We start from the raw sequence: 18,991 nt of genomic DNA on the forward strand, positions 1-18,991 counted from the left end.
CCCGGCCCCGACCGTTCTAACATAACCCCCCGGCCAGGCCCAACACCGTCAGATGACGGTGAGGGGCCTGGCCCACAAAAACGCCTCATCCGGGAGACGGTCAGCCGAAGATGCCCGGCAGGGTGGTCGTGTGGGTCTCCCTGAGCTCGGTGACCGGGATGTCCAGGACGCCCGCCACGTTCAGGGAGTCACCGCCGGTGGTGCCCAGGCCGTAGCAGGGCACCTCGCGGGCCGCGCACAGCTCCGCGAAGGCGTCGAACGACTCCGGCGCGACGGTCACCAGCGCGCGGGCCGACGACTCGCTGAACAGGTCGACGAACGCGTCGTCGCCCGTCAGGGAGACCTCGCACCCGACGCCCTGGGCGATGCAGGCCTCGGCGAGGGCGATGGCGAGCCCGCCGTCCGACAGGTCGTGCGAACCGGTCAGCAGCCCCCGCGAGGCGGCCTCGGCCAGCACGAGGGCCAGGTCGCGCTCCGACTCCAGCCGCGCCGCGGGCGGCAGGCCGCCGAGGTGGCCGTGGGCCACGTGCGCCCACTCCGAGCCGCCGAACTCCTCCTCGGTCTCGCCGAGCAGGACGATCCTGTCGCCGTCGCCGGTGAAGCCGGTCCGTACGCGCGTGGCCACGTCGTCGATGACGCCCAGCACGCCGACGACCGGCGTCGGGTGGATCGGGACGGATCCCGTCTGGTTGTAGAACGAGACGTTGCCGCCGGTCACCGGGACACCGAGGGTCCTGCAGGCGTCGGCGAGGCCGCGCACGGCCTCGGCGAACTGCCACATGACCTCGGGGTCCTCGGGAGAGCCGAAGTTGAGGCAGTTGGTCACCGCGAGCGGCGTCGCGCCGGTCACGGCCACGTTCCGGTACGCCTCGGCGAGGGCGAGCTGGGCCCCCGTGTACGGGTCGAGGCGGGCGTAGCGGCCGTTGCCGTCGGTGGCCAGCGCGATTCCCCTGGTCGTCTCCTCGGCGCCGGGCATGGCCTCGCTGACGCGCAGCACGCCCGCGTCGGCGGGCTGGGCCAGCACGGTGTTGCCGCGGACGTAGCGGTCGTACTGGGAGGTGACCCACTCCTTGGACGCCAGGTTCGGCGAGCCGAGGAGCTCCAGCAGCGCCGCGCGCAGGTCGGCGGGGCGGTCGAGGCGGCCGGGGTCGTCGCCGTTCAGCGCGACCTGGCCGGCGGGCTCGTGGAACGGCCGCTCGTAGACCGGGCCCTCGTCGGCCGCGGTGCCCGGCGGGATGTCGACGATGGTCTCGCCGTGCCAGGTCATCACGAGGCGGTTGGAGTCGGTGACCTCGCCGATCACGGTCGCGGGGATGTCCCACTTCGCGCAGATCGCCATGAAGGCGTCGATGTCGTCGGGGGTGACGACCGCCATCATGCGCTCCTGCGACTCGCTCATCAGGATCTCCTCGGGCCGCAGCGACGGATCGCGCAGCGGGACGAGGTCGAGCCTGACGTCCATGCCGCCGGTGCCCTTGGCCGCGAGCTCGGTGGTCGCGCAGGAGACCCCCGCGGCGCCGAGGTCCTGGATGCCGACGACCACGTCCGCCTGGTACAGCTCCAGGCAGCACTCGATCAGCAGCTTCTCCATGAAGGGGTCGCCGACCTGGACGCTGGGACGCTTGGCCTGCGACTCGTCCTCGAAGGTGGCCGAGGCGAGCACGGAGGCGCCGCCGATGCCGTCGGGGCCGGTGAGGGCGCCGAACAGGACGACCTTGTTGCCCGGTCCCGGGGCCACCGCGAGCTTGATCTGGTCCTTGCGCAGCAGGCCCACGCACAGGGCGTTGACCAGCGGGTTGCCGATGTAGCAGGGGTCGAAGACGACCTCGCCGCCGATGTTGGGCAGCCCCAGGCAGTTGCCGTAGTGGCTGATGCCCTCGACAACGCCGGGCAGCACCCGCCGGGTGTCGTGGGCGTCGGCCGCGCCGAAGCGGAGCGCGTCCATCACCGCGATCGGCCGGGCGCCCATCGACATGATGTCGCGGACGATGCCGCCGACCCCGGTCGCCGCGCCCTGGTGGGGCTCGACGTAGGACGGGTGGTTGTGCGACTCGATCTTGAAGGTGGCGGCCCAGCCGTCGCCGATGTCGACGACCCCGGCGTTCTCCCCCATGCCGACGAGCAGCGCCGCCGACTCGGGGGCCTTGGTGCCGAACTGCCGCAGGTGCACCTTGGACGACTTGTAGGAGCAGTGCTCGCTCCACATGACGCTGTAGATGGCCAGCTCGGAGCCGGTGGGCCGGCGGCCGAGGATCTCGCGGACCCGCTCGTACTCGTCGATCTTCATGCCCAGCTCGGCGTACGGCTGGCGCTCGTCGGGGGTGTCCTCGGCCCGCTTGACGGTGTCGAGACTCATGCGTTCACCAGCTTCTTCAGGATCGAGGAGAAGAAGGCGCGCCCGTCCGTGCCCGGGGCGCCGGTGAGGTCCTCGACGGCGTGCTCGGGGTGCGGCATGAGGCCGACGACGTTCCCGGCCTCGTTGCGGATGCCCGCGATGTCGTTCAGGGAGCCGTTGGGGTTGCCGCCCACGTACCGGAAGACGACCTGGCCGCCCGCCTCCAGCGCGCTCAGGGTCGCCTCGTCGGCGACGTAGCGGCCCTCGCCGTGCTTGACCGGCAGCACGATCTCCTGGCCCTCGGTGAAGTCGGAGGTCCAGGGGGTGGCGGAGGTCTCGACCCGGATGCCCTGGTCGCGGCAGATGTAGTGCAGCCCGGCGTTGCGCATCAGCGCCCCGGGCAGCAGGTGGGCCTCGCAGAGGATCTGGAAGCCGTTGCAGGTGCCGAGCACCGGCAGCCCGGCTCCGGCGGCGGGGATCAGCTCCTCCATCAGCGGCGCGAACCTGGAGATGGCCCCGCAGCGCAGGTAGTCTCCGTAGGAGAACCCTCCCGGCAGGAAGACCGCGTCCACCCCCTTGAGATCGGGGTCCGCGTGCCACAGCGGGACGGCTTCGCCACCCGCGTGGCGCACGGCGCGAGCCGCGTCCTGATCGTCAAGAGTTCCGGGAAAAGTGACCACGCCCACGCGGGCAGCACTCATGACAGCGTTCCCCTCCACACACGAGCGCCGCGCCGGCGTCTCACACACTCGGACGTCGGTCTGCGGCGGTGCTCCCAGGCTATCCGCTCCCGGCGAGCGGTCAGGCGCGGAGTGCGCGGAGTGTCCGATCGCACAGCTCAGCGGGCACCGGTCCGGGCGCGTACGGAGGCGAGCGCCCCGAGTCCGGCACGGGGTACGAGGTCTCGTCCGCGCGGGGGCCGGAAGGGTCGCGAAAAGGGATCACCGAGGCCGGTGGGGCCGGTGGGGCCGCCGGGAAGGGCGGCCAGGATCGGCAGGGGCGCGACGGCAGGGTCGCTCATCGGGTGCGTCACCGCTCCGGACGGCGCTTTCCACCCCCGTCTGCCGGGGTTTCCAGGGTCACGCGGTTTTGTACGGCTTCGTAAGGCTTCGTAAGGCTTTATACGGCGGCCAGCACCCGGCCGCGGGAGTAGGCGGCGTCGTCGTCCCAGTCGAGGTGCTTGCGCAGGTGCACGACGGTGCCCCGGCCGGGGGTGATGTCGAAGGAGATCTCGTCCACCACGGCCTGCATGATGAGCAGGCCCCTGCCGTTCTCGGCGTCGGTCGGCGGATAGTGCTCGGGCACCCGGACGAGGCCCTGGCCCCGGTCGATGATGCGGACGTCGCAGCGGTCGTGGCCGATGGCGGTCTCGACCTCGTAGCGGTTGGCCGGACCCCCGTGCCGCACGGCGTTGGCGCACGCCTCGGTCACCGCCAGCAGGATGTCGGCGACGCACTCCTCCGTGACTCCGAGCGAGTGCAGGGAGTCACCGAGCGCCCTGCGGACCATCGGAATACCGACGGCCTGTCGCGGCAGAGCCAGCGAGAACTCCATGTCCACCGGTTTCCTCCCGGGGTCAGATGTCACCTCGTGAAGGCTTCCCTGCAGAATCCGGGCTAACCGCAAAATAACCGTAATGTTATTGACTGGTGGTCAAGCCGTGGGATTGCTCCGCCCACATAGCCGGATATAGCTGGATCTGGGCGGTTGTTCGGCGAGGGGTGACGGCCTAGGACTCGACGGTGACGGTGTAGTCCTCGATCACCGTGTTGGCGAGCAGGGTCTCGGCCATTTTTCGGACGTCCGCAAGTGCCGCCTCGTCGGCGGGCCCTTCGAGCTCCACCTCGAACCGCTTGCCCTGCCGTACCGCTGAGACCCCGGAGAAGCCGAGCCGCGGCAGTGCGCGGGCGATCGCCTGCCCCTGCGCGTCGAGAATCTCGGGCTTCAGCATGACGTCGACGATGACGCGCGCCACGGTGTTCCTCCTGGTTGAGACGGGGACGGTCCGGCGCCTCAAGAGTAACGGGCTCCGGCCGCGCTCCGGCGCGGGGGCCGGATCCGGGCCCGGCGGGCGAGAAGCCCCGGCCGTGCGTGCGAAAAGGGGGCGAGGGAGCCGGACCCGCGTCGTACGCGCGAAGATGACAGGAGCGCCGTACGCGAGGAGGTCACGAACCGGATCCGCGCCGTACGCGAGAAGTCGTACGCGAGGAGATCCGTACGCGAGAAGTCGTACGCGAGGAGATCAGGAGCCGGATCCCCGTCGTACGCGCGAGGGGGCCCGGGGTGGGGCGTCCCGCCGCGCGGACGAAACGGGCGGGTGAAAGGGAACGCGGGGGGAACGGGGAGCATATGGACGCCGAGGCAGGTCTTGCGCACATGTATGTGACCTCTGCCACGATGGCCACAAGCGCGGGCGAACCACCACCAGACGGGTCGAACGCGTCGCGAATCGGCCGGACCACGGTGGAGAACCCATCCAGACGGCCCCGAGCACACAGGAGCGGCACGTGACAGCCGACGCCTCTCGTGGTGCGGAAGCACCTCCGGAGCTCATCCAGCTGCTGACCCCCGAAGGAGAACGGGTCGAGCACCCCGACTACGACATAGACCTGACGCCCGAGGAGATCCGCGGGCTCTACCGGGACCTGGTCATGGTCCGCCGCGTCGACCTGGAGGCCGTGGCCCTGCAACGCCAGGGCGAGCTGGGTCTCTGGGCCTCGCTGCTCGGGCAGGAGGCCGCGCAGATCGGCTCCGGCCGGGCGCTGACCGAGGCCGACATGGCGTTCCCGACCTACCGCGAGCACGGCGTGGCCTGGTGCAGGGGGGTCGACCCGGTCAACCTCCTCGGCCTGTTCCGGGGCGTCAACCACGGAGGCTGGGACCCCGCCGAGCACAACTTCCACCTCTACACCATCGTGATCGGCAGCCAGACCCTGCACGCGGTCGGCTACGCCATGGGCATCCAGCGTGACGGCGCCGAGGCCGCCAGCATCGTCTACTTCGGCGACGGCGCCACCTCCCAGGGCGACGTGAACGAGTCGTTCATCTGGGCGTCGGTGTTCAACGCGCCGGTGGTGTTCTTCTGCCAGAACAACCAGTGGGCCATCTCCGAGCCGCTGGAGAAGCAGTCGCGCATCCCGCTGTACCGCAGGGCCAGCGGGTTCGGGTTCCCCGGCGTCCGGGTCGACGGCAACGACGTCTTCGCCTGCCTGGCCGTCACCCGCAAGGCGCTCGCCGACGCCAGGTCCGGGCAGGGGCCCATGATGATCGAGGCCTTCACCTACCGGATGGGCGCCCACACCACCTCCGACGACCCGACCCGCTACCGGGTGGCCGCCGAGCTGGAGGCGTGGAAGCTCAAGGACCCGATCGAGCGGGTCAGGGCCTACATGTTCAAGAGCCAGATCGCCGACCAGGAGTTCTTCGACGCGGTCGACGCCGAGGCCGACGAGCTGGGACGGGACGTCCGCAAGCGCTGCCTCGAACTGCCCGACCCCGAGCCGCTGGCCATCTTCGACAACGTCTACGCCGAGCGGCACTCCCTGATCGACGCCGAGCGTGCCGAGTTCGCCACCTACCTGGAGGGGTTCGAGGCATGAGCATTCTCACGATGGCCAAGGCGCTCAACGAGGGCATGCGCAAGGCCATGGAGGACGACCCCAAGGTCCTCGTCATGGGTGAGGACGTCGGCAAGCTCGGCGGGGTGTTCCGGGTGACGGACGGCCTGCAGAAGGACTTCGGCGAGCAGCGGGTCATCGACACCCCGCTCGCCGAGTCGGGCATCGTCGGGACGGCCATCGGCCTGGCGCTGCGCGGCTACCGGCCGGTCTGCGAGATCCAGTTCGACGGGTTCGTCTTCCCCGCCGCCGACCAGATCATCACGCAGCTCGCCAAGATGCCGCTGCGCTCGCTGGGCAAGCTGAGACTGCCGGTCGTCGTACGGATCCCGTGCGGCGGCGGCATCGGCGCGGTGGAGCACCACAGCGAGTCGCCCGAGGCCTACTTCACCCACACGGCGGGCCTGCGCGTCGTGGCCTGCTCCAACCCGGCCGACGCCTACACGATGGTCCAGCAGGCGATCCGCTGCGACGACCCGGTGATCTTCTTCGAGCCCAAGCGGCGCTACTGGGAGAAGGCCGAGGTGGACGTCGACTCCACCGGCTGGACCCCCTTCGACGAGGCCAGGGTGGTGCGGCCGGGGACGGACCTCACCCTGCTCGCGTACGGGCCGATGGTGAAGACCTGCCTGGAGGCCGCGAAGGCGGCCGAGGACGACGGCCGCTCCCTGGAGGTCGTGGACCTGCGCTCGCTCAACCCGCTCGACACCGCGAGGATCGTGGAGTCGGTGCGCCGGACCGGGCGCTGCGTCGTGGTGCACGAGGCGCCGGTCTTCAACGGCTTCGGCGCCGAGATCGCCGCCCGCGTCACCGAGGAGTGCTTCTACAACCTGGAGGCCCCGGTCCTGAGGACCGGCGGCCCCTCCACCCCCTACCCTCCCTCGCGGCTGGAGGACCACTACCTGCCCGACCTGGACCGGGTCCTGCACGCCGTCGACCGCGCGTTCGCGTTCTGAGGAAGGGCTGGAGATGAAGGAGTTCAAGCTTCCCGACGTGGGAGAGGGCCTGACCGAGGCGGAGATCGTCCGCTGGCACGTGAAGACCGGGGACCCGGTCAAGGTCAACCAGATCATCGTGGAGATCGAGACCGCCAAGGCCGTCGTCGAGCTTCCCAGCCCGTTCGAGGGCGTGGTCGCCGCCCTGATGGCGGACGAGGGCGAGGTCGTGGACGTCGGCAGGCCGATCATCGCGGTGGACGACGGCACCGGCGGCCCTCCGGCCCCCGCCCCGGCGGCGGATCCGGCGACGGACCGTACGGAGGCCCTGGCCGACGACATGGTGCCGACCCCTCCGGCCGAGGTACGGCAGCCGGTGCTGGTGGGCTACGGCGTCAAACCGGGCGCGGCCAAGCGCCGCCCCCGCAAACCGTCCTCCCCCGCAGGGGTGTCCGGTACGGCCGGTGCGCCTGGTACATCCGGCGTGTCCGGTGCTTCTCCCGGCGCGCCCGCGACGCGGGTCCCCGAAGCGGCCACGGCCCCGTCCGCCTCGTCCACGACCTCGCCCACGTCCGCGGCCTTGTCGCCGGAGAGGGTCGCGGTTCTGGCGAAGCCCCCGGTGCGGAAGCTCGCCAAGGACCTGGGGGTCGACCTGGCCTCCCTCCTGGGGACCGGCCCGCACGGGTCGATCACCAGGGACGACGTCCAGGCCGCGCTCGCCGCCCCCGCCCCGGGGAACGACGTCCAGGCCGCGCCCGCCCGGCCGAGGGGAGCGGCCGTGGCGTGGGAGGGCGAGGACGAGGAGCGGATCCCGGTTAAGGGGGTCCGGAAGGCGACCGCGCAGGCCATGGTCGCGTCCGCGTTCACCGCGCCGCACGTGACGGAGTTCCTCCAGGTGGACGTGACGGCCACCATGGAGGCGGTCCAGCGCCTCCGCGGGCTGCCCGACTTCGAGGGGGTCAAGGTCTCCCCGCTGCTCATGGTCGCCAAGGCGGTGCTCGTCGCCGCCCGCCGCTACCCGATGATCAACTCTGTCTGGGACGAGGCCCGCCAGGAGATCGTGGTCAAGCACCGCGTCAACCTGGGGATCGCCGCGGCCACCCCCCGAGGCCTGCTCGTCCCCAACGTCAAGGACGCCCACCGCCTGTCGCTGCCCGGCCTGGCCGGTGCCCTCGGGGCCCTAGCCGAGACCGCGAGGGCGGGCCGTACCCAGCCCGCCGACATGGCGGGGGGCACGATCACGATCACCAACGTGGGCGTCTTCGGGGTGGACGCGGGCACCCCGATCCTCAATCCGGGCGAGTCCGCGATCCTGGCGTTCGGCCAGGTCAGGGACCTGCCGTGGGTGGTGGACGGGCAGATCGTGCCGCGCAGGGTCTGCACGCTCGCCCTCTCGTTCGACCACCGGGTGGTGGACGGGGAGCTGGGCTCGCTGTTCCTCCGCGACGTCGGCGCCATGCTGGAGGACCCGCTCCGCATGCTCGCCTGGGGCTGACCCCCGGCACCCACGGGTCCGCCCCCTCAAGGAGGGGGCGGACCCGTGACGGTTCGCGGGGGTTCCCACGGATGACGGGAAAGCGGACGGCCTTTCGCTCCCGTGGACGGCTCGCGTACGGGTGACGGTCCCCCGAAGGGCCTTTCCCGGCCGAACTTCCGGCGCCTCCCCTTCCGTACCCGCCGGGAAGGTGGGGAAAGGGGAGACCTTCCGATATACCCCGGATTACCTGCCCGACATTTCATGGTTTCGCGTGTCAATTGCCGCGAAGGGAAAACAGTCGAGGGTGTCGAGCGGTCCCGACCGGCCGCCGGGACGCCGTACCGGCCGCTGCTCGGGCGGTAACGGGAAACCCCTTTTTGCCTCCTGTGGATCAAGCTTTAAGGTGAGTATCCCCAGCTCAGGCGAGGATGCGGGACGAGACATAGAAGTTGCATAAGCCTTTACTCGCGATACGTTTTATGGCTTCTCCGAATGGCTTGTTAAAACATCTTTAATGCGCGCCGAATTTGGTGATTTGTCAGGGTATGGGTGCTAGTGTCGTGGTTGGTAAGCGCGACAAGCTCAGCACGAAGGGGGAAGCCATGACTTTCAAGCAGCTCTTCCCGACCGGCCGACTCTTGGACTGGGGAGGCGGCTGGGGATGCTGCCGGCGCCGTCGCCGCTGTGGATGCGGCGGAGGCGGCGGGTGGTGGTGGTAAGCCAGATCCGGTGCTAGCGGAAACAAATGAGAGCCGGCGGGTCAACCGTCGGCTCTCATTCTCAGAATCGCTCTCGCCCCACGGGACGAGGGCAGCGGTGCGCCGTCCCCCGACGGCGCCGACTGTCTCCATCCGCAGGACCTTCCGGGAATTCTGGCCGTACACCCGCGGCCTCCGCCACCTGCTCGTGGCCGGTGGCACGCTCGCCATCGTCGCGGCCGTCTGCGAGGTCGCCGCGATCGGCCTGTTCGGCCACATCACGGACGAGGTCCTCAGCAAGCAGAACCTGGGGGCCTTCTGGCTCCCGGCCGCCGCCTGGCTGGGTCTCGCGGCGACCGCGGGGCTGGTCTCCTTCGTGGGCTCCTACCTCACCGCCCTCGGCGGCGAGCGGTTCCTGCTGCGGCTGCGCGACAGGGTGTTCGAGCACATCCAGACGCTCACGCCCGACTTCTTCGACAACCGCCGCCTGGGCGACCTGATGGCCAGGCTCACCGACGACATCGAGGCCATCGAGGAACTCATCGGCTCCGGCCTGGTCAAGCTCTTCACCACGCTCGTCAGCGTCGTCTTCTTCGCCGGTGCCGCCTTCTACATCAGGTGGGACCTGGCGCTGCTGACGTTCCTGCTGGTCCCGGCCTTCCTGCTGGTCGCCAAGGCCTTCGCGAGCAGGTTCAGGACCGTCTCGGCGCGCGAGCGGCTCAGCAACGGGATCATGAACAGCGTCATCGAGGAGGGCCTGTCCAACCAGTCGCTCGTCCAGTCCTACAACCGCCAGGGCACCGAGGCGGAGCGGCTGCACACCGAGGGCGGCACCTGGATGCGGGCCAATGTGGCGCAGGCGTGGCTCTCCTCCCTGTACGGGCCCGTCGTGCAGGTCATCGAGACCATCTGCCTGATCACCATCCTCGGGTTCGGCGCGTGGGAGATCTCCTCGGGGCGCCTCACCATCGGCGGCCTGCTCGCCTTCGCCGCCTACCTCGCCTACCTCTACCCGGCGGTGCAGAGCCTGGGGCAGATCGCCCTCACCGTCTCCGAGGCCGCGGCGGGCTCCGACCGCGTCATCGAGATCCTGGCGACCCGGCCGACCGTCACCGACCGCGACGACGCCGTCCACATGGGACGCGGACGAGGCCACATCGAGTTCCAGGGGGTCGGCTTCACCTACCCGAACAGGAGGAGGCCCACCCTGCGGGACCTGTCCTTCGCCGTCGAGCCGGGCGAGCTGGTCGTGTGCACCGGCCCCAGCGGCGTGGGCAAGTCCACGATCGCGAAACTCCTGCTGCGCTTCTACGACCCCACGGCCGGGCACGTCCTCCTCGACGGGACGGACATCCGCGAGCTGTCGCGCGAGTCGCTGCGTGACAACATCACCATCCTGCAGCAGGAGAACCTGCTCTTCTCCGGGACCGTACGCGAGAACATCGCCTACGGGAGCCCCGGCGCGGACCCGGACGCCGTCGTCAGGGCCGCCGTGATGGCGGACGTCCACGACTTCGTCACCGCGCTTCCCCTCGGGTACGACACGCCGATCGGGCAGCGCGGCCGGCTGATGTCGGGCGGGCAGCGCCAGCGGATCGCCATCGCCAGGGCCATCCTGCGCGACGCGCCCGTGCTCGTCCTCGACGAGCCGATGACGGGCCTCGACGCGCCCACCGCGGCACGGATCATGGAACCGCTCAAGCGGCTGATGGCCGGGCGCACCACCATCCTGATCACCCACGACCTCCGCTTCATCCCCGAGGCGGCCCACAAGATCGTGCTCGAAGCCGTGCCGAGACGCTCCAGCCAGATAAGGATCAAGTCCGCCAAGGGCCGCGGGTCCGCGCTGCGCCCGGCCTGAGAGCGGACTCCCGTACGAGACGACGGGCCGGCCCCCTTCCGTGACGCCGGAAAGCCGCCGGAAAGCCGCCGGAAAGCCACCGGAAAGCAGCCGGGAGGGCGCCCGGACGCGGCGGGCCGGGCCGCCGCCGGGTCCCGGCACGCCTGGCCGTACGCTGGCCGGGCACTCAGGACGCCTGGGGCACCCGAACGAAGGGAAGATCATGTTCCGGCATGTCGTGCTGTTCACCTGGAAGGAAGAGTCCACCGAGGAGCAGCGGGCCAGGGTCGCCGAGGAGCTCGGCAAGCTGCCCGCGGCGATCACGGAGATCCGTTCCTACACCCTCGGCCCCGACGCGGGCGTGAACCCGGGCAACTACCAGTTCGCCGTCGTCGCGGACTTCGACAGCGCCGAGGACTTCGTCGTCTACCGCGACCACCCGCTGCACCAGGCCGCGATCGCCGACCACATCAAGCCGATCGTGGCCTCGCGGGCGGCGGCGCAGTTCGAGGTCTGAGGCGGCGGTCGCGGCTCAGACCTCCGGCGGCTGGTTCTCGCGGTGCATCAGGCGGTCCTCGGACGTGTGCCCGCGCTTGGGGGCCATCACGATGCTCAGCACGATCCCGACGGCACCGACGATCATGAAGATCAGGCCGATCACGTCGATGTGCACGGCCTCGCCGAGGACGTCGGGATCGATGGCGAAGCGGAGGATGGCGCCGAGCGTGAGAAAGAAGATGCTGACCCCGACACCCATGAGTTCCTCCGGGTAAGGCTGTTCGCCAGGCAAAGAGACAGTCTGGATTTGGTCATACCCTCTCTGGCGTGATCACACCAGAGAGAAGGACCTTGTCCGCGGCGGTGGGCCCCGACGAGCCCAGCCACACCGGCACTCCGAGGGCCTCCGCCACCGCCGCGGGCCAGTCGTCGATCCCGTCGGCGTAGCGCGGCCCGGCCTCCCGCAGCCGCTCCGTCAGCCCGGCCTGCCCGTCCAGGTCGCCCGCCGTGCCCACCGGAAGCTCGCCGATGTCGTACGACACGCACATCCGCGACACCGGCGCGTCCAGGTGGGTGAGCGCGAGCGCGTCGGCCCCGCCGGAGACCGCCAGCGCGTAGCGGTGGGCCACCGCGTCGAAGTGGCCGGTGCGGAAGGGCCCCTGCCAGGGGCCGGTCCCGTTGTGGGCCTCGGGCAGCGCGAGCGCCGGGTCCTCGGTGACCAGCGGTCCCGGGCCGTGCCGAGGGGTGTAGGTCCGCAGCACGCCCAGCCGCGTGGCGGGCACCCCGTCGAGCAGCTCCAGCGCGTTGGCGAAGGTCGTCGTGCTCCAGGTGGTGTACGGGTGGAAGCCGTGCCACTCGTCGAGCAGCACGCCCTGCGCCCCCTCGAAGACCACGGGCCGCCTGCGCAGCAGCGCGGTCACGAACGAGGAGCTGACCAGGATCACCCGCTCGGCGAACGCCCGGTAGGCGTCGACGCAGTCCTCCACGGGCGGTCCGGTCACCCCCAGGGCCTCGCGGAGCGCGCGCAGCTTGCGGGCGAGCCGGACCGGCTCCGCGCAGTCGCCCACGACCGGCGCGAGGCCGGGGTTCTCCAGGGCGTAGGCCATGGTCTCGCCGACGCCCATCCCGCACGACCCGTGCCGGTCCGCCCCCCGCGCCAGCTCCCTGGCCCGCCCCGCCGCCATGTGGTACGGCGTGGCGAGCAGGGCGTCCCGGTCCACGGTGAGCAGGCAGAACGGGTCGGGGACCCCCAGCTTGGCCAGGTGGTCGGCCTCCTTGGCCAGCGACAGCGGATCCACCACCATGAACCTGGACAGATGGGTCGGCACGCCCCTGAACGTGCCCGACCCGAACTGCGCGAACGTGTGCTGCCTCCCGTCGGGCAGGACGACGTTGTGCGCCGCCTGCCCGCCCCCGTTGAACCTGACGACCGCCTGGACGGACTCGCGGGCGCAGAGCCAGTCGACGACGGTGCCCTTCCCCGCGTCGCCGTACCCGAGGTCGGTCACGATCATGTGCTCACGCATACGTCCACCTGTTCACCCTCGTCTCCTCCTCTTCCCTTTCTCCCCGGCGAGCCGTTCCTCGCCGGTCCCCCCGCCGGGGTCCCCCACGGGCAGAGCGTTCTCGCTCCCACCCCGAGAGGTCTCTCTCCGAGAGGTCTCACCCCGAAAGGCTCACCCCGAGAGGTCCCTCCCCGAGAAGCTCACCCCGAGAGGTCCCTCCCCGAGAAGCTCACTCCGAGAAGCTCACCCCGAGAAGCTCTCCCTGAGAGGCCCCTCTGAAGTCCCTTCACCAGAAGTCCCTCCCCGGCGGGCTGTCGTCCCCGCCGGGGAGGGACCGTCTCCCTTCGTGGTGGCACTCCCCGCCGCTTTCGCGGTGGCCGCCGCTACGGCGGGGAGGTCTTCAGAGCCGCATCACGCCGCTGTCGCCGCCCAGGTCGAGCCCGTCGGCCACCACGAGGGTGCCCCGGTCGAGCTTGGCGAGGGCCTTGCCCACGGCGGTTCCGGCGTTCGAGCCGAGCTCGTCGAGGTCGTCGAGCCCTTCCCGCAGGTCGATGGCGTCCTCGCCGAGGCCCACGGTGAGCGCGATGGTCTCGCAGACCGCGTCGAGGTCGTCCAGCTCCAGCACGTTCTGGCCGAGCAGCTCGCGCCAGGCGGCCAGCACCCGGCCGTCCCCGGCGTGGCTCGCCCCGGCGGGGAGGATGTAGTAGACGTCGTAGATCCTGGTCAGCTCGGCGACCATGTCCTTGGTCGGGATGTCCTCCTGGGGACGCTCGCCGACGACCTTCTCGACCTCGCGCCGCCTGACGTACGGGTAGGGCAGCTCGTCGCCGATGATGAACAGGTAGCCCCGGCGGCCCCGCTTCTCGAAACAGTCGATCGAGGTGTGCCGGGCCATGAAGTACATCGCCAGCTCGTACGACTCGGTCATCTGGCCGCCGCCCCCGCCCTCCAGCAGGATCTTGCCCAGGTGCTCGTCCATCCGGTTGTCGGACTCGAACTGGCCGACCTGCAGCGGGGCCCGGTCGCAGGTGGCGTCGCCGATCGCGCCGAAGAGGATCTGCGGGTCGGTGGCGTACCCCTTGCGGAGCAGCAGGCCGAGCAGGTCGGGCAGCTTGGTCTGGAGGGTGCGGGGCACCCCGCCCATCGAGCCGGTCACGTCGAACAGGACGGCCACGGCCAGGGAGTTGGGGTGCTCGGCGGAGTCACGGCTCTCGCGGAGCGCCACTCCGTGCGGGTCAAGGTCGGGGTGAGCGGAGCGTGCGCCGCTGTCGCTGTAGGCGAAGGCGCTCGAACCCTTCGCCGCGCGGTAGCTCGCGGCGGCGGAGTAGACGTCGGTGGACCAGTTTCCGCTTCCCACGGATGATCTCCTCGGATCAGGGGTGCAACGTGCTATGAGGTCGTTACGAGGGTCAGAGATGGAGCGGCCGGTACTTTCTCGGCCCGTACAGGTCGTCGAGCAGGTCGTCGAGCTCTCCCAGCAGCCGCCAGGCGTCGTTCGGCGGGCTGAGCAGGCTGCCCCGGACGAAGTTCCTGACCGGGGCGGGCACGGGGTCGCCCATGAGGGCGGCCACGCAGCGGGTGGCGAGGTGGATGTCGGTGGCCGGGGTGGCGGGCTTCCTGGCCAGGACCGAGGGCGGGTAGTCGTCGCGGTGCCTGGCCACGAGGGCGGTGACCGGGGTGCCGAGCGGGACCGACTGGCTCCAGTCGACGAGCACCAGGCCGTGGTCGATCGGGTGGACCAGGACGTGCTGCCCGAACACCGCGCCGTGCACGACCCCCGCCCGGTGGGCCGCGCCGACCGCCACCAGCAGCCGCCGCCAGATCCACGCCGCGTCGCGCACGTCGAGCACCGGCCGCCGCCGCCGGACCTCGTCCAGGCTCAGGAACCCGTCCGGCACCCGGCTGATCACGTTGGCCTGCCGCTCGACCCCCTCCGAGCGGTGCCGGAACGACTCCACCAGCCGGGGCACGTACGGCAGGAGCAGCGGGTCGCCGTCACGCGCGATCGTCTCCAGGGACTCCGCCTCGCGTCGCATGAGGTCGTTGTCCGCGTGGCTGCGCGGAAGCTTGAGCAGCGTGTCGGTGCCGCTCTCGTAGAGCACGGCCGACGCGCCCCGCCGGAAGACGCCCCCGATCCGGTAGGTGCCCCGCCTGGTGGTGATCACCGTCTCCTTGGCCCGCTCCGGGGCTCCCGAGGCCCCGTCGCGGGCCGCCCACAGCACCGCCAGCCGGCCGAACGCCTCGGCGGCCTCCGCTCCCGGCGCGAGGTCGGGGTGGAGCAGCCTCGCCAGCCTCCGGTACGTGCGGTGCGGGAAGTCCCCGCCGAACAGGTCCTCGGGCGTGCGGGCGGCGGTCACCAGCGCGATCGCCTCGGCCGTGGTGGTCATCTGATCTGCTCCTCCCTGGCCGGTCGCAACAGGGCGGGGTGCAGGAGCCGGGCGTCGCCGGCCCGGTAGAGCTTGGCCCGCGGCCCGCCCCTCGCCCCGCCGCTCTCGGTGCTCTCGCCGGTGCTCTCCACGAAGCCGGGCACCGACAGGATCTTGCGGTGGAAGTTGCCCGCGTGCAGCGGCACGCCCCAGACCGTCTCGTAGACGCCGCGCAACTCGGAGATCGTGAACGTCTCACCGGCGAACGCGGTGGCCAGCGGGGTGTACTCCAGCTTGCCGCGCGCCCGCTCCAGCCCGTGCGCCAGGATGCGGTCGTGGTCGAACGCGAGCTCGGGCAGCTTGTCGACCGAGTGCCAGGAGGCGTCGGCCGCGTCCGAGCCCGCCCGCGGGTCGGGCAGGTCGGGGGCGAACGCCAGATAGGAGACCGAGACGATCCTCATCCGGGGATCACGCTCGGGCGCCCCGTAACTGGCGAGCTGCTCGATGTGGATCCGGCCCGACGGCCCGGCCGGCCCGGACAGTCCCGTCTCCTCGGCCAGCTCCCGCGCCGCGGCCTGCGGCAGGTCCTCCTCCGGCCGGATGAACCCCCCGGGCAGCGCCCACAGCCCCGCATAGGGTTGCTCGGCCCGCCTGATCAGCAGAACGCGCAACCCGCCCCCGCGAATGGTGAGCGCCACCACGTCGACCGTCACCGCGACCGCCGGATATGCCCGCGGGTCGTATCCGGCCAGGAACTCGGATTCATCCATCACATGTCCTTCTCAACTTGAGACAATCTCAGTATGAGAATAACAGTGTGCCGCTGTCAATGACTTTGCGGCGATCCATCCTCCTTCGTCGCACTCCGGGCGGCCGCGTTGCCGAGGGGTCGTCTCTGACCAGGCTTTTCGATGACGGGAAAACCGACGGTTCGCCCATCCTTTGTAATGCGAACGTATTACGTTAAGCTGCGTGGGGTATCGAACCATTCACTGGACCGAGCGGTCCGAGGAGCACATCGCGCGGCACGGTGTCACGCCAGGGGAGGTGGAGCAGGTGGTGCTCACCCGTCCTCACTGGGAGGCGGCAGGCCGAGAAGGCAGCACGCTCGTCTACGGTGTGACGGATGCCGGGCGACACCTGCTCGTCGTCCTGGTGGAGAGCGTCGCCGAGTCGGGTGCCTGGTACGTGGCCACCGCGCGGGACATGATCGCCAATGAGAAGCGGCTGTTCGCCCGGAAGGCGAGGTGATGACCATGACGCGAGACGGAATCGACGATCTGGCCGACTATTACGACGAGCACGACACGACGGCGGAACTGGAGCGTGCGGTTCCGCGTGAGCCGGTGCCCGCCGACGAGGTGATGATCGTCACCTCGCTGCGGCTGCCGAAACCCGTGATGGACCAGGTCCGCGCGCGGGCGCAGGAGCGCGGCGTGAAACCCACCGCGCTCATCAGGGAGTGGGTGGAGGCGGCGCTCGCCGGGCAGGAGGCCGTGGTCCCGATCAGTGTGATCATGGCGGCGGTCACCGAGTACCAGCACAGGCGCGCCTCCTGACCCTTCCGGTCGTGGGAAACGGATGAGGGACCGGCCCCGTGAGAACGGGGCCGGTCCCTCATCGTGCCTGCCGCGGGAGCAGGTGGTCTTCTCACCCGGGTCGGCGCGACCCGGGCCGGGTCAAAGGTCTGAAAGGGCCGAAAGGTCGGAAAGGGTCAGAAGGCCTCTTCGGGCAGTTCCATCAGGTCCTGGTCGGTGGCGTCGAGCGTGCGGCGCTCGGCGGCGATGCGGGGCAGCACGGTCTGGGCGAAGAACGCGGCCGCGGAGACCTTGCCGGTGTAGAAGGCGTGGTCGCTCCCCCCGGTGGCCGAGCCCAGCGCGGCCAGGGCCACCTCGGCCTGGCGCAGCAGCAGCCAGCCGATCACCAGGTCGCCCAGGGCGAGCAGGAACCGGGTGGTGTTCAGGCCGACCTTGTAGACCTCCTGCGGGGTCTCCAGCGAGCCGATCGCCCAGCCCGCCATGGTGTCGGCCATGGCCTTGACGTCGTCGGCGGCCTCGCCCAGGAGCTTGCGCCCCTCCTTCAGCCGCCCGTTGCCCGCCTCGGAGGCGGAGAAGGCCTTCACGTCGGCGTACAGCGAGCCGAGGGCGGCCCCCTGGTTGCGCAGGACCTTGCGGAAGAACAGGTCCATGCCCTGGATCGCGGTGGTGCCCTCGTAGAGGGAGTCGATCTTCGCGTCCCTGATGTACTGCTCGATCGGGTAGTCCTGCAGGTAGCCGGAGCCGCCCAGGGTCTGCAGCGAGCGGGCCAGCAGCTCGTACGAGCGCTCGGACCCGACGCCCTTGACCAGCGGCAGCAGCAGGTCGTTCATCGCCTCGGCGTGCTCGTCCCTGCGGCCCTCGTGCCCGGCGATCAGCACGTCGTCCTGGTAGGTGGCGGTGAGCATGACCAGGGCCCGCATACCCTCGGCGTACGACTTCTGGAGCATCAGCTCCCGGCGTACGTCCGGGTGGTGGGTGATCGTCACGCGGGGGGCCGACTTGTCGGCCATCTGGGTGAGGTCGGCGCCCTGCACCCGCTGCTTGGCGTAGGCGAGGGCGTTGAGGTAGCCGGTGGAGAGCGTGGCGATCGCCTTCGAGCCGACCATCATCCGGGCGTGCTCGATGATCATGAACATCTGCTTGATGCCCTCGTGCACCTCGCCGATCAGCGTGCCCACGGCCGGGTGCTCGCCGCCGAAGGTGACCTCGCAGGTCGTGGAGACCTTGAGGCCCATCTTCTTCTCGACGTTGGTGACGTAGACGCCGTTGCGCTCGCCGAGCTCGCCGGTCTCCAGGTCCACGTGGTACTTCGAGACCAGGAACATCGACAGGCCCTTGGTGCCGACGCCGTGTCCCTCGGGGCGGGCCAGTACCAGGTGGAAGATGTTGTCGGACAGGTCGTGCTCGGCGCTGGTGATGAAGCGCTTCACGCCCTCGATGTGCCAGGTGCCGTCGTCCTGCCTGACGGCCTTCGCGCGGCCCGCGCCCACGTCGGAGCCGGCGTCCGGCTCGGTGAGCACCATGGTCGCGCCCCACTGCCGCTCGATGGCCAGCTCGGCGTAGCGCCGCTGGTCCTCGGTGCCGATCATGTGGAGGATGTGGGCGAACGCCGGGCCGCTGGAGTACATCCAGACGGCCGGGTTGGAGCCGAGCACCAGCTCGGCCAGGGCCCAGCTCACGCTGCTCGGCAGGCCGGGCCCGCCCATCTCGGTGGGAAGGCCGAGGTTGGTCCAGCCCGCGTCGCGGTAGGCGGAGAAGGACTTCTTGAAGCCCTCAGGCATCGTCACCGAACCGGTGGCGGGGTCGAACACCGGCGGGGTGCGGTCGCCCTCCTCGAAGGAGTCGGCGAGCACGCCCGTGGCGAGACGGTTGACCTCCTCAAGGACGCTCCGCACGACGTCCTCGTCCAGATCGGCGTAGAGGCCGGTGCCCAGGATGTCCCGGCGCCCGAAGACCTCGAAGAGGTTGAACTCCAGGTCACGGACGTTGCTCTTGTAGTGGCCCATGGGGTCTGCTCCTTGAAACCGGGGATCCGGGACTGTCCATACTCGCCAGTAACTTTACCCGTAATGCTACCCGCGAGTAACCCCCAGAAAACAACCTCTACCGGGATGTTCGTCATACGGCCCGCGGACGCTCCAGCGAGGTCGATCGACGACCGGGGAAAGCTCTCCTAGGCTCG

At 70.4% G+C, this 18,991-nt stretch carries 17 protein-coding genes; 7 read left to right on the plus strand and 10 right to left on the minus strand.

Annotated elements, in window-relative coordinates; genetic code table 11:
- Window positions 1-100: 100 nt before the first annotated feature.
- The 4 genes from purL to purS all read right to left on the minus strand — a co-directional run bounded on the left by purL (window position 101) and on the right by purS (window position 4,310).
- Window positions 101-2,356, minus strand: a complete 2,256-nt coding sequence (gene purL / locus ABT053_RS41810) for a phosphoribosylformylglycinamidine synthase subunit PurL (RefSeq protein ID WP_350977415.1) — start codon at window positions 2,354-2,356, stop codon at window positions 101-103.
- Window positions 2,353-3,036, minus strand: a complete 684-nt coding sequence (gene purQ, locus ABT053_RS41815) for a phosphoribosylformylglycinamidine synthase subunit PurQ (protein ID WP_350977417.1) — start codon at window positions 3,034-3,036, stop codon at window positions 2,353-2,355. The genes purL and purQ overlap by 4 nt, the downstream gene beginning before the upstream one ends.
- Before the next feature lie 418 nt (window positions 3,037-3,454).
- Window positions 3,455-3,922, minus strand: a complete 468-nt coding sequence (locus ABT053_RS41820) for an ATP-binding protein (RefSeq protein WP_350977420.1) — start codon at window positions 3,920-3,922, stop codon at window positions 3,455-3,457.
- Window positions 3,923-4,064: 142 nt separating this feature from the next.
- Window positions 4,065-4,310 carry a phosphoribosylformylglycinamidine synthase subunit PurS gene (gene purS / locus ABT053_RS41825; protein WP_329087025.1) on the minus strand — a complete coding sequence of 82 codons (246 nt, stop codon included), beginning with the start codon at window positions 4,308-4,310 and terminating at the stop codon, window positions 4,065-4,067.
- A 532-nt stretch (window positions 4,311-4,842) separates the two neighbouring features.
- On the opposite strand from purS, the gene pdhA reads away from it, so the two are divergent.
- The 5 genes from pdhA to ABT053_RS41850 all read left to right on the plus strand — a co-directional run bounded on the left by pdhA (window position 4,843) and on the right by ABT053_RS41850 (window position 11,419).
- Window positions 4,843-5,934, plus strand: a complete 1,092-nt coding sequence (pdhA, locus tag ABT053_RS41830) for a pyruvate dehydrogenase (acetyl-transferring) E1 component subunit alpha (RefSeq protein ID WP_350977421.1) — start codon at window positions 4,843-4,845, stop codon at window positions 5,932-5,934.
- The gene (locus ABT053_RS41835; protein WP_350977423.1) at window positions 5,931-6,908 is read left to right on the plus strand and encodes an alpha-ketoacid dehydrogenase subunit beta; all 978 of its coding nucleotides are present in this window, start codon (window positions 5,931-5,933) and stop codon (window positions 6,906-6,908) included. The genes pdhA and ABT053_RS41835 overlap by 4 nt, the downstream gene beginning before the upstream one ends.
- Before the next feature lie 13 nt (window positions 6,909-6,921).
- On the plus strand, window positions 6,922-8,382 hold the full coding sequence (locus tag ABT053_RS41840) for a dihydrolipoamide acetyltransferase family protein (RefSeq protein ID WP_350977426.1): 1,461 nt from the start codon (window positions 6,922-6,924) through the stop codon (window positions 8,380-8,382).
- 798 nt (window positions 8,383-9,180) lie between these two features.
- A complete protein-coding gene (locus ABT053_RS41845) occupies window positions 9,181-10,923 on the plus strand; it encodes an ABC transporter ATP-binding protein (RefSeq protein WP_350977428.1) in 1,743 nt (580 codons plus the stop codon).
- 202 nt (window positions 10,924-11,125) lie between these two features.
- On the plus strand, window positions 11,126-11,419 hold the full coding sequence (locus tag ABT053_RS41850; protein WP_350977430.1) for a Dabb family protein: 294 nt from the start codon (window positions 11,126-11,128) through the stop codon (window positions 11,417-11,419).
- A 15-nt stretch (window positions 11,420-11,434) separates the two neighbouring features.
- Here ABT053_RS41850 and ABT053_RS41855 read toward each other — a convergent pair whose 3' ends face one another.
- The 5 genes from ABT053_RS41855 to ABT053_RS41875 all read right to left on the minus strand — a co-directional run bounded on the left by ABT053_RS41855 (window position 11,435) and on the right by ABT053_RS41875 (window position 16,041).
- The gene (locus ABT053_RS41855) at window positions 11,435-11,659 is read right to left on the minus strand and encodes a DUF6458 family protein (RefSeq protein ID WP_350977431.1); all 225 of its coding nucleotides are present in this window, start codon (window positions 11,657-11,659) and stop codon (window positions 11,435-11,437) included.
- 52 nt (window positions 11,660-11,711) lie between these two features.
- Window positions 11,712-12,926, minus strand: coding sequence for an adenylosuccinate synthetase (locus ABT053_RS41860; RefSeq protein ID WP_350977433.1), 1,215 nt, complete (start codon window positions 12,924-12,926; stop codon window positions 11,712-11,714).
- A gap of 379 nt (window positions 12,927-13,305) precedes the next feature.
- Window positions 13,306-14,262, minus strand: coding sequence for a hypothetical protein (locus ABT053_RS41865; RefSeq protein WP_350977436.1), 957 nt, complete (start codon window positions 14,260-14,262; stop codon window positions 13,306-13,308).
- Between the two features lie 52 nt (window positions 14,263-14,314).
- The gene (locus ABT053_RS41870) at window positions 14,315-15,292 is read right to left on the minus strand and encodes a lipopolysaccharide kinase InaA family protein (RefSeq protein WP_350977438.1); all 978 of its coding nucleotides are present in this window, start codon (window positions 15,290-15,292) and stop codon (window positions 14,315-14,317) included.
- Entirely contained in the window at window positions 15,289-16,041 is a 753-nt protein-coding gene (locus tag ABT053_RS41875; RefSeq protein WP_350977440.1) for an NUDIX hydrolase, read from the minus strand. Before ABT053_RS41875 ends, ABT053_RS41870 begins: the two co-directional genes overlap by 4 nt.
- Before the next feature lie 202 nt (window positions 16,042-16,243).
- Here ABT053_RS41875 and ABT053_RS41880 point away from each other — a divergent pair, with 202 nt between their 5' ends.
- Together ABT053_RS41880 and ABT053_RS41885 are read left to right on the plus strand one after the other, a co-directional pair.
- Window positions 16,244-16,522 (plus strand): hypothetical protein, encoded by a 279-nt coding sequence (locus tag ABT053_RS41880; protein ID WP_350977442.1) that lies wholly within the window; start codon window positions 16,244-16,246, stop codon window positions 16,520-16,522.
- Between the two features lie 5 nt (window positions 16,523-16,527).
- Complete coding sequence (locus ABT053_RS41885; RefSeq protein WP_350977445.1) at window positions 16,528-16,830, plus strand: hypothetical protein; 303 nt, start codon at window positions 16,528-16,530, stop codon at window positions 16,828-16,830.
- 155 nt (window positions 16,831-16,985) lie between these two features.
- Here the strand turns inward: ABT053_RS41885 and ABT053_RS41890 are convergent, their stop codons facing one another.
- The gene (locus tag ABT053_RS41890) at window positions 16,986-18,815 is read right to left on the minus strand and encodes an acyl-CoA dehydrogenase (protein WP_350977446.1); all 1,830 of its coding nucleotides are present in this window, start codon (window positions 18,813-18,815) and stop codon (window positions 16,986-16,988) included.
- Window positions 18,816-18,991: the final 176 nt, after the last annotated feature.

This window comes from Streptosporangium sp. NPDC002524 (assembly GCF_040295985.1).
GTDB lineage: Bacteria > Actinomycetota > Actinomycetes > Streptosporangiales > Streptosporangiaceae > Streptosporangium.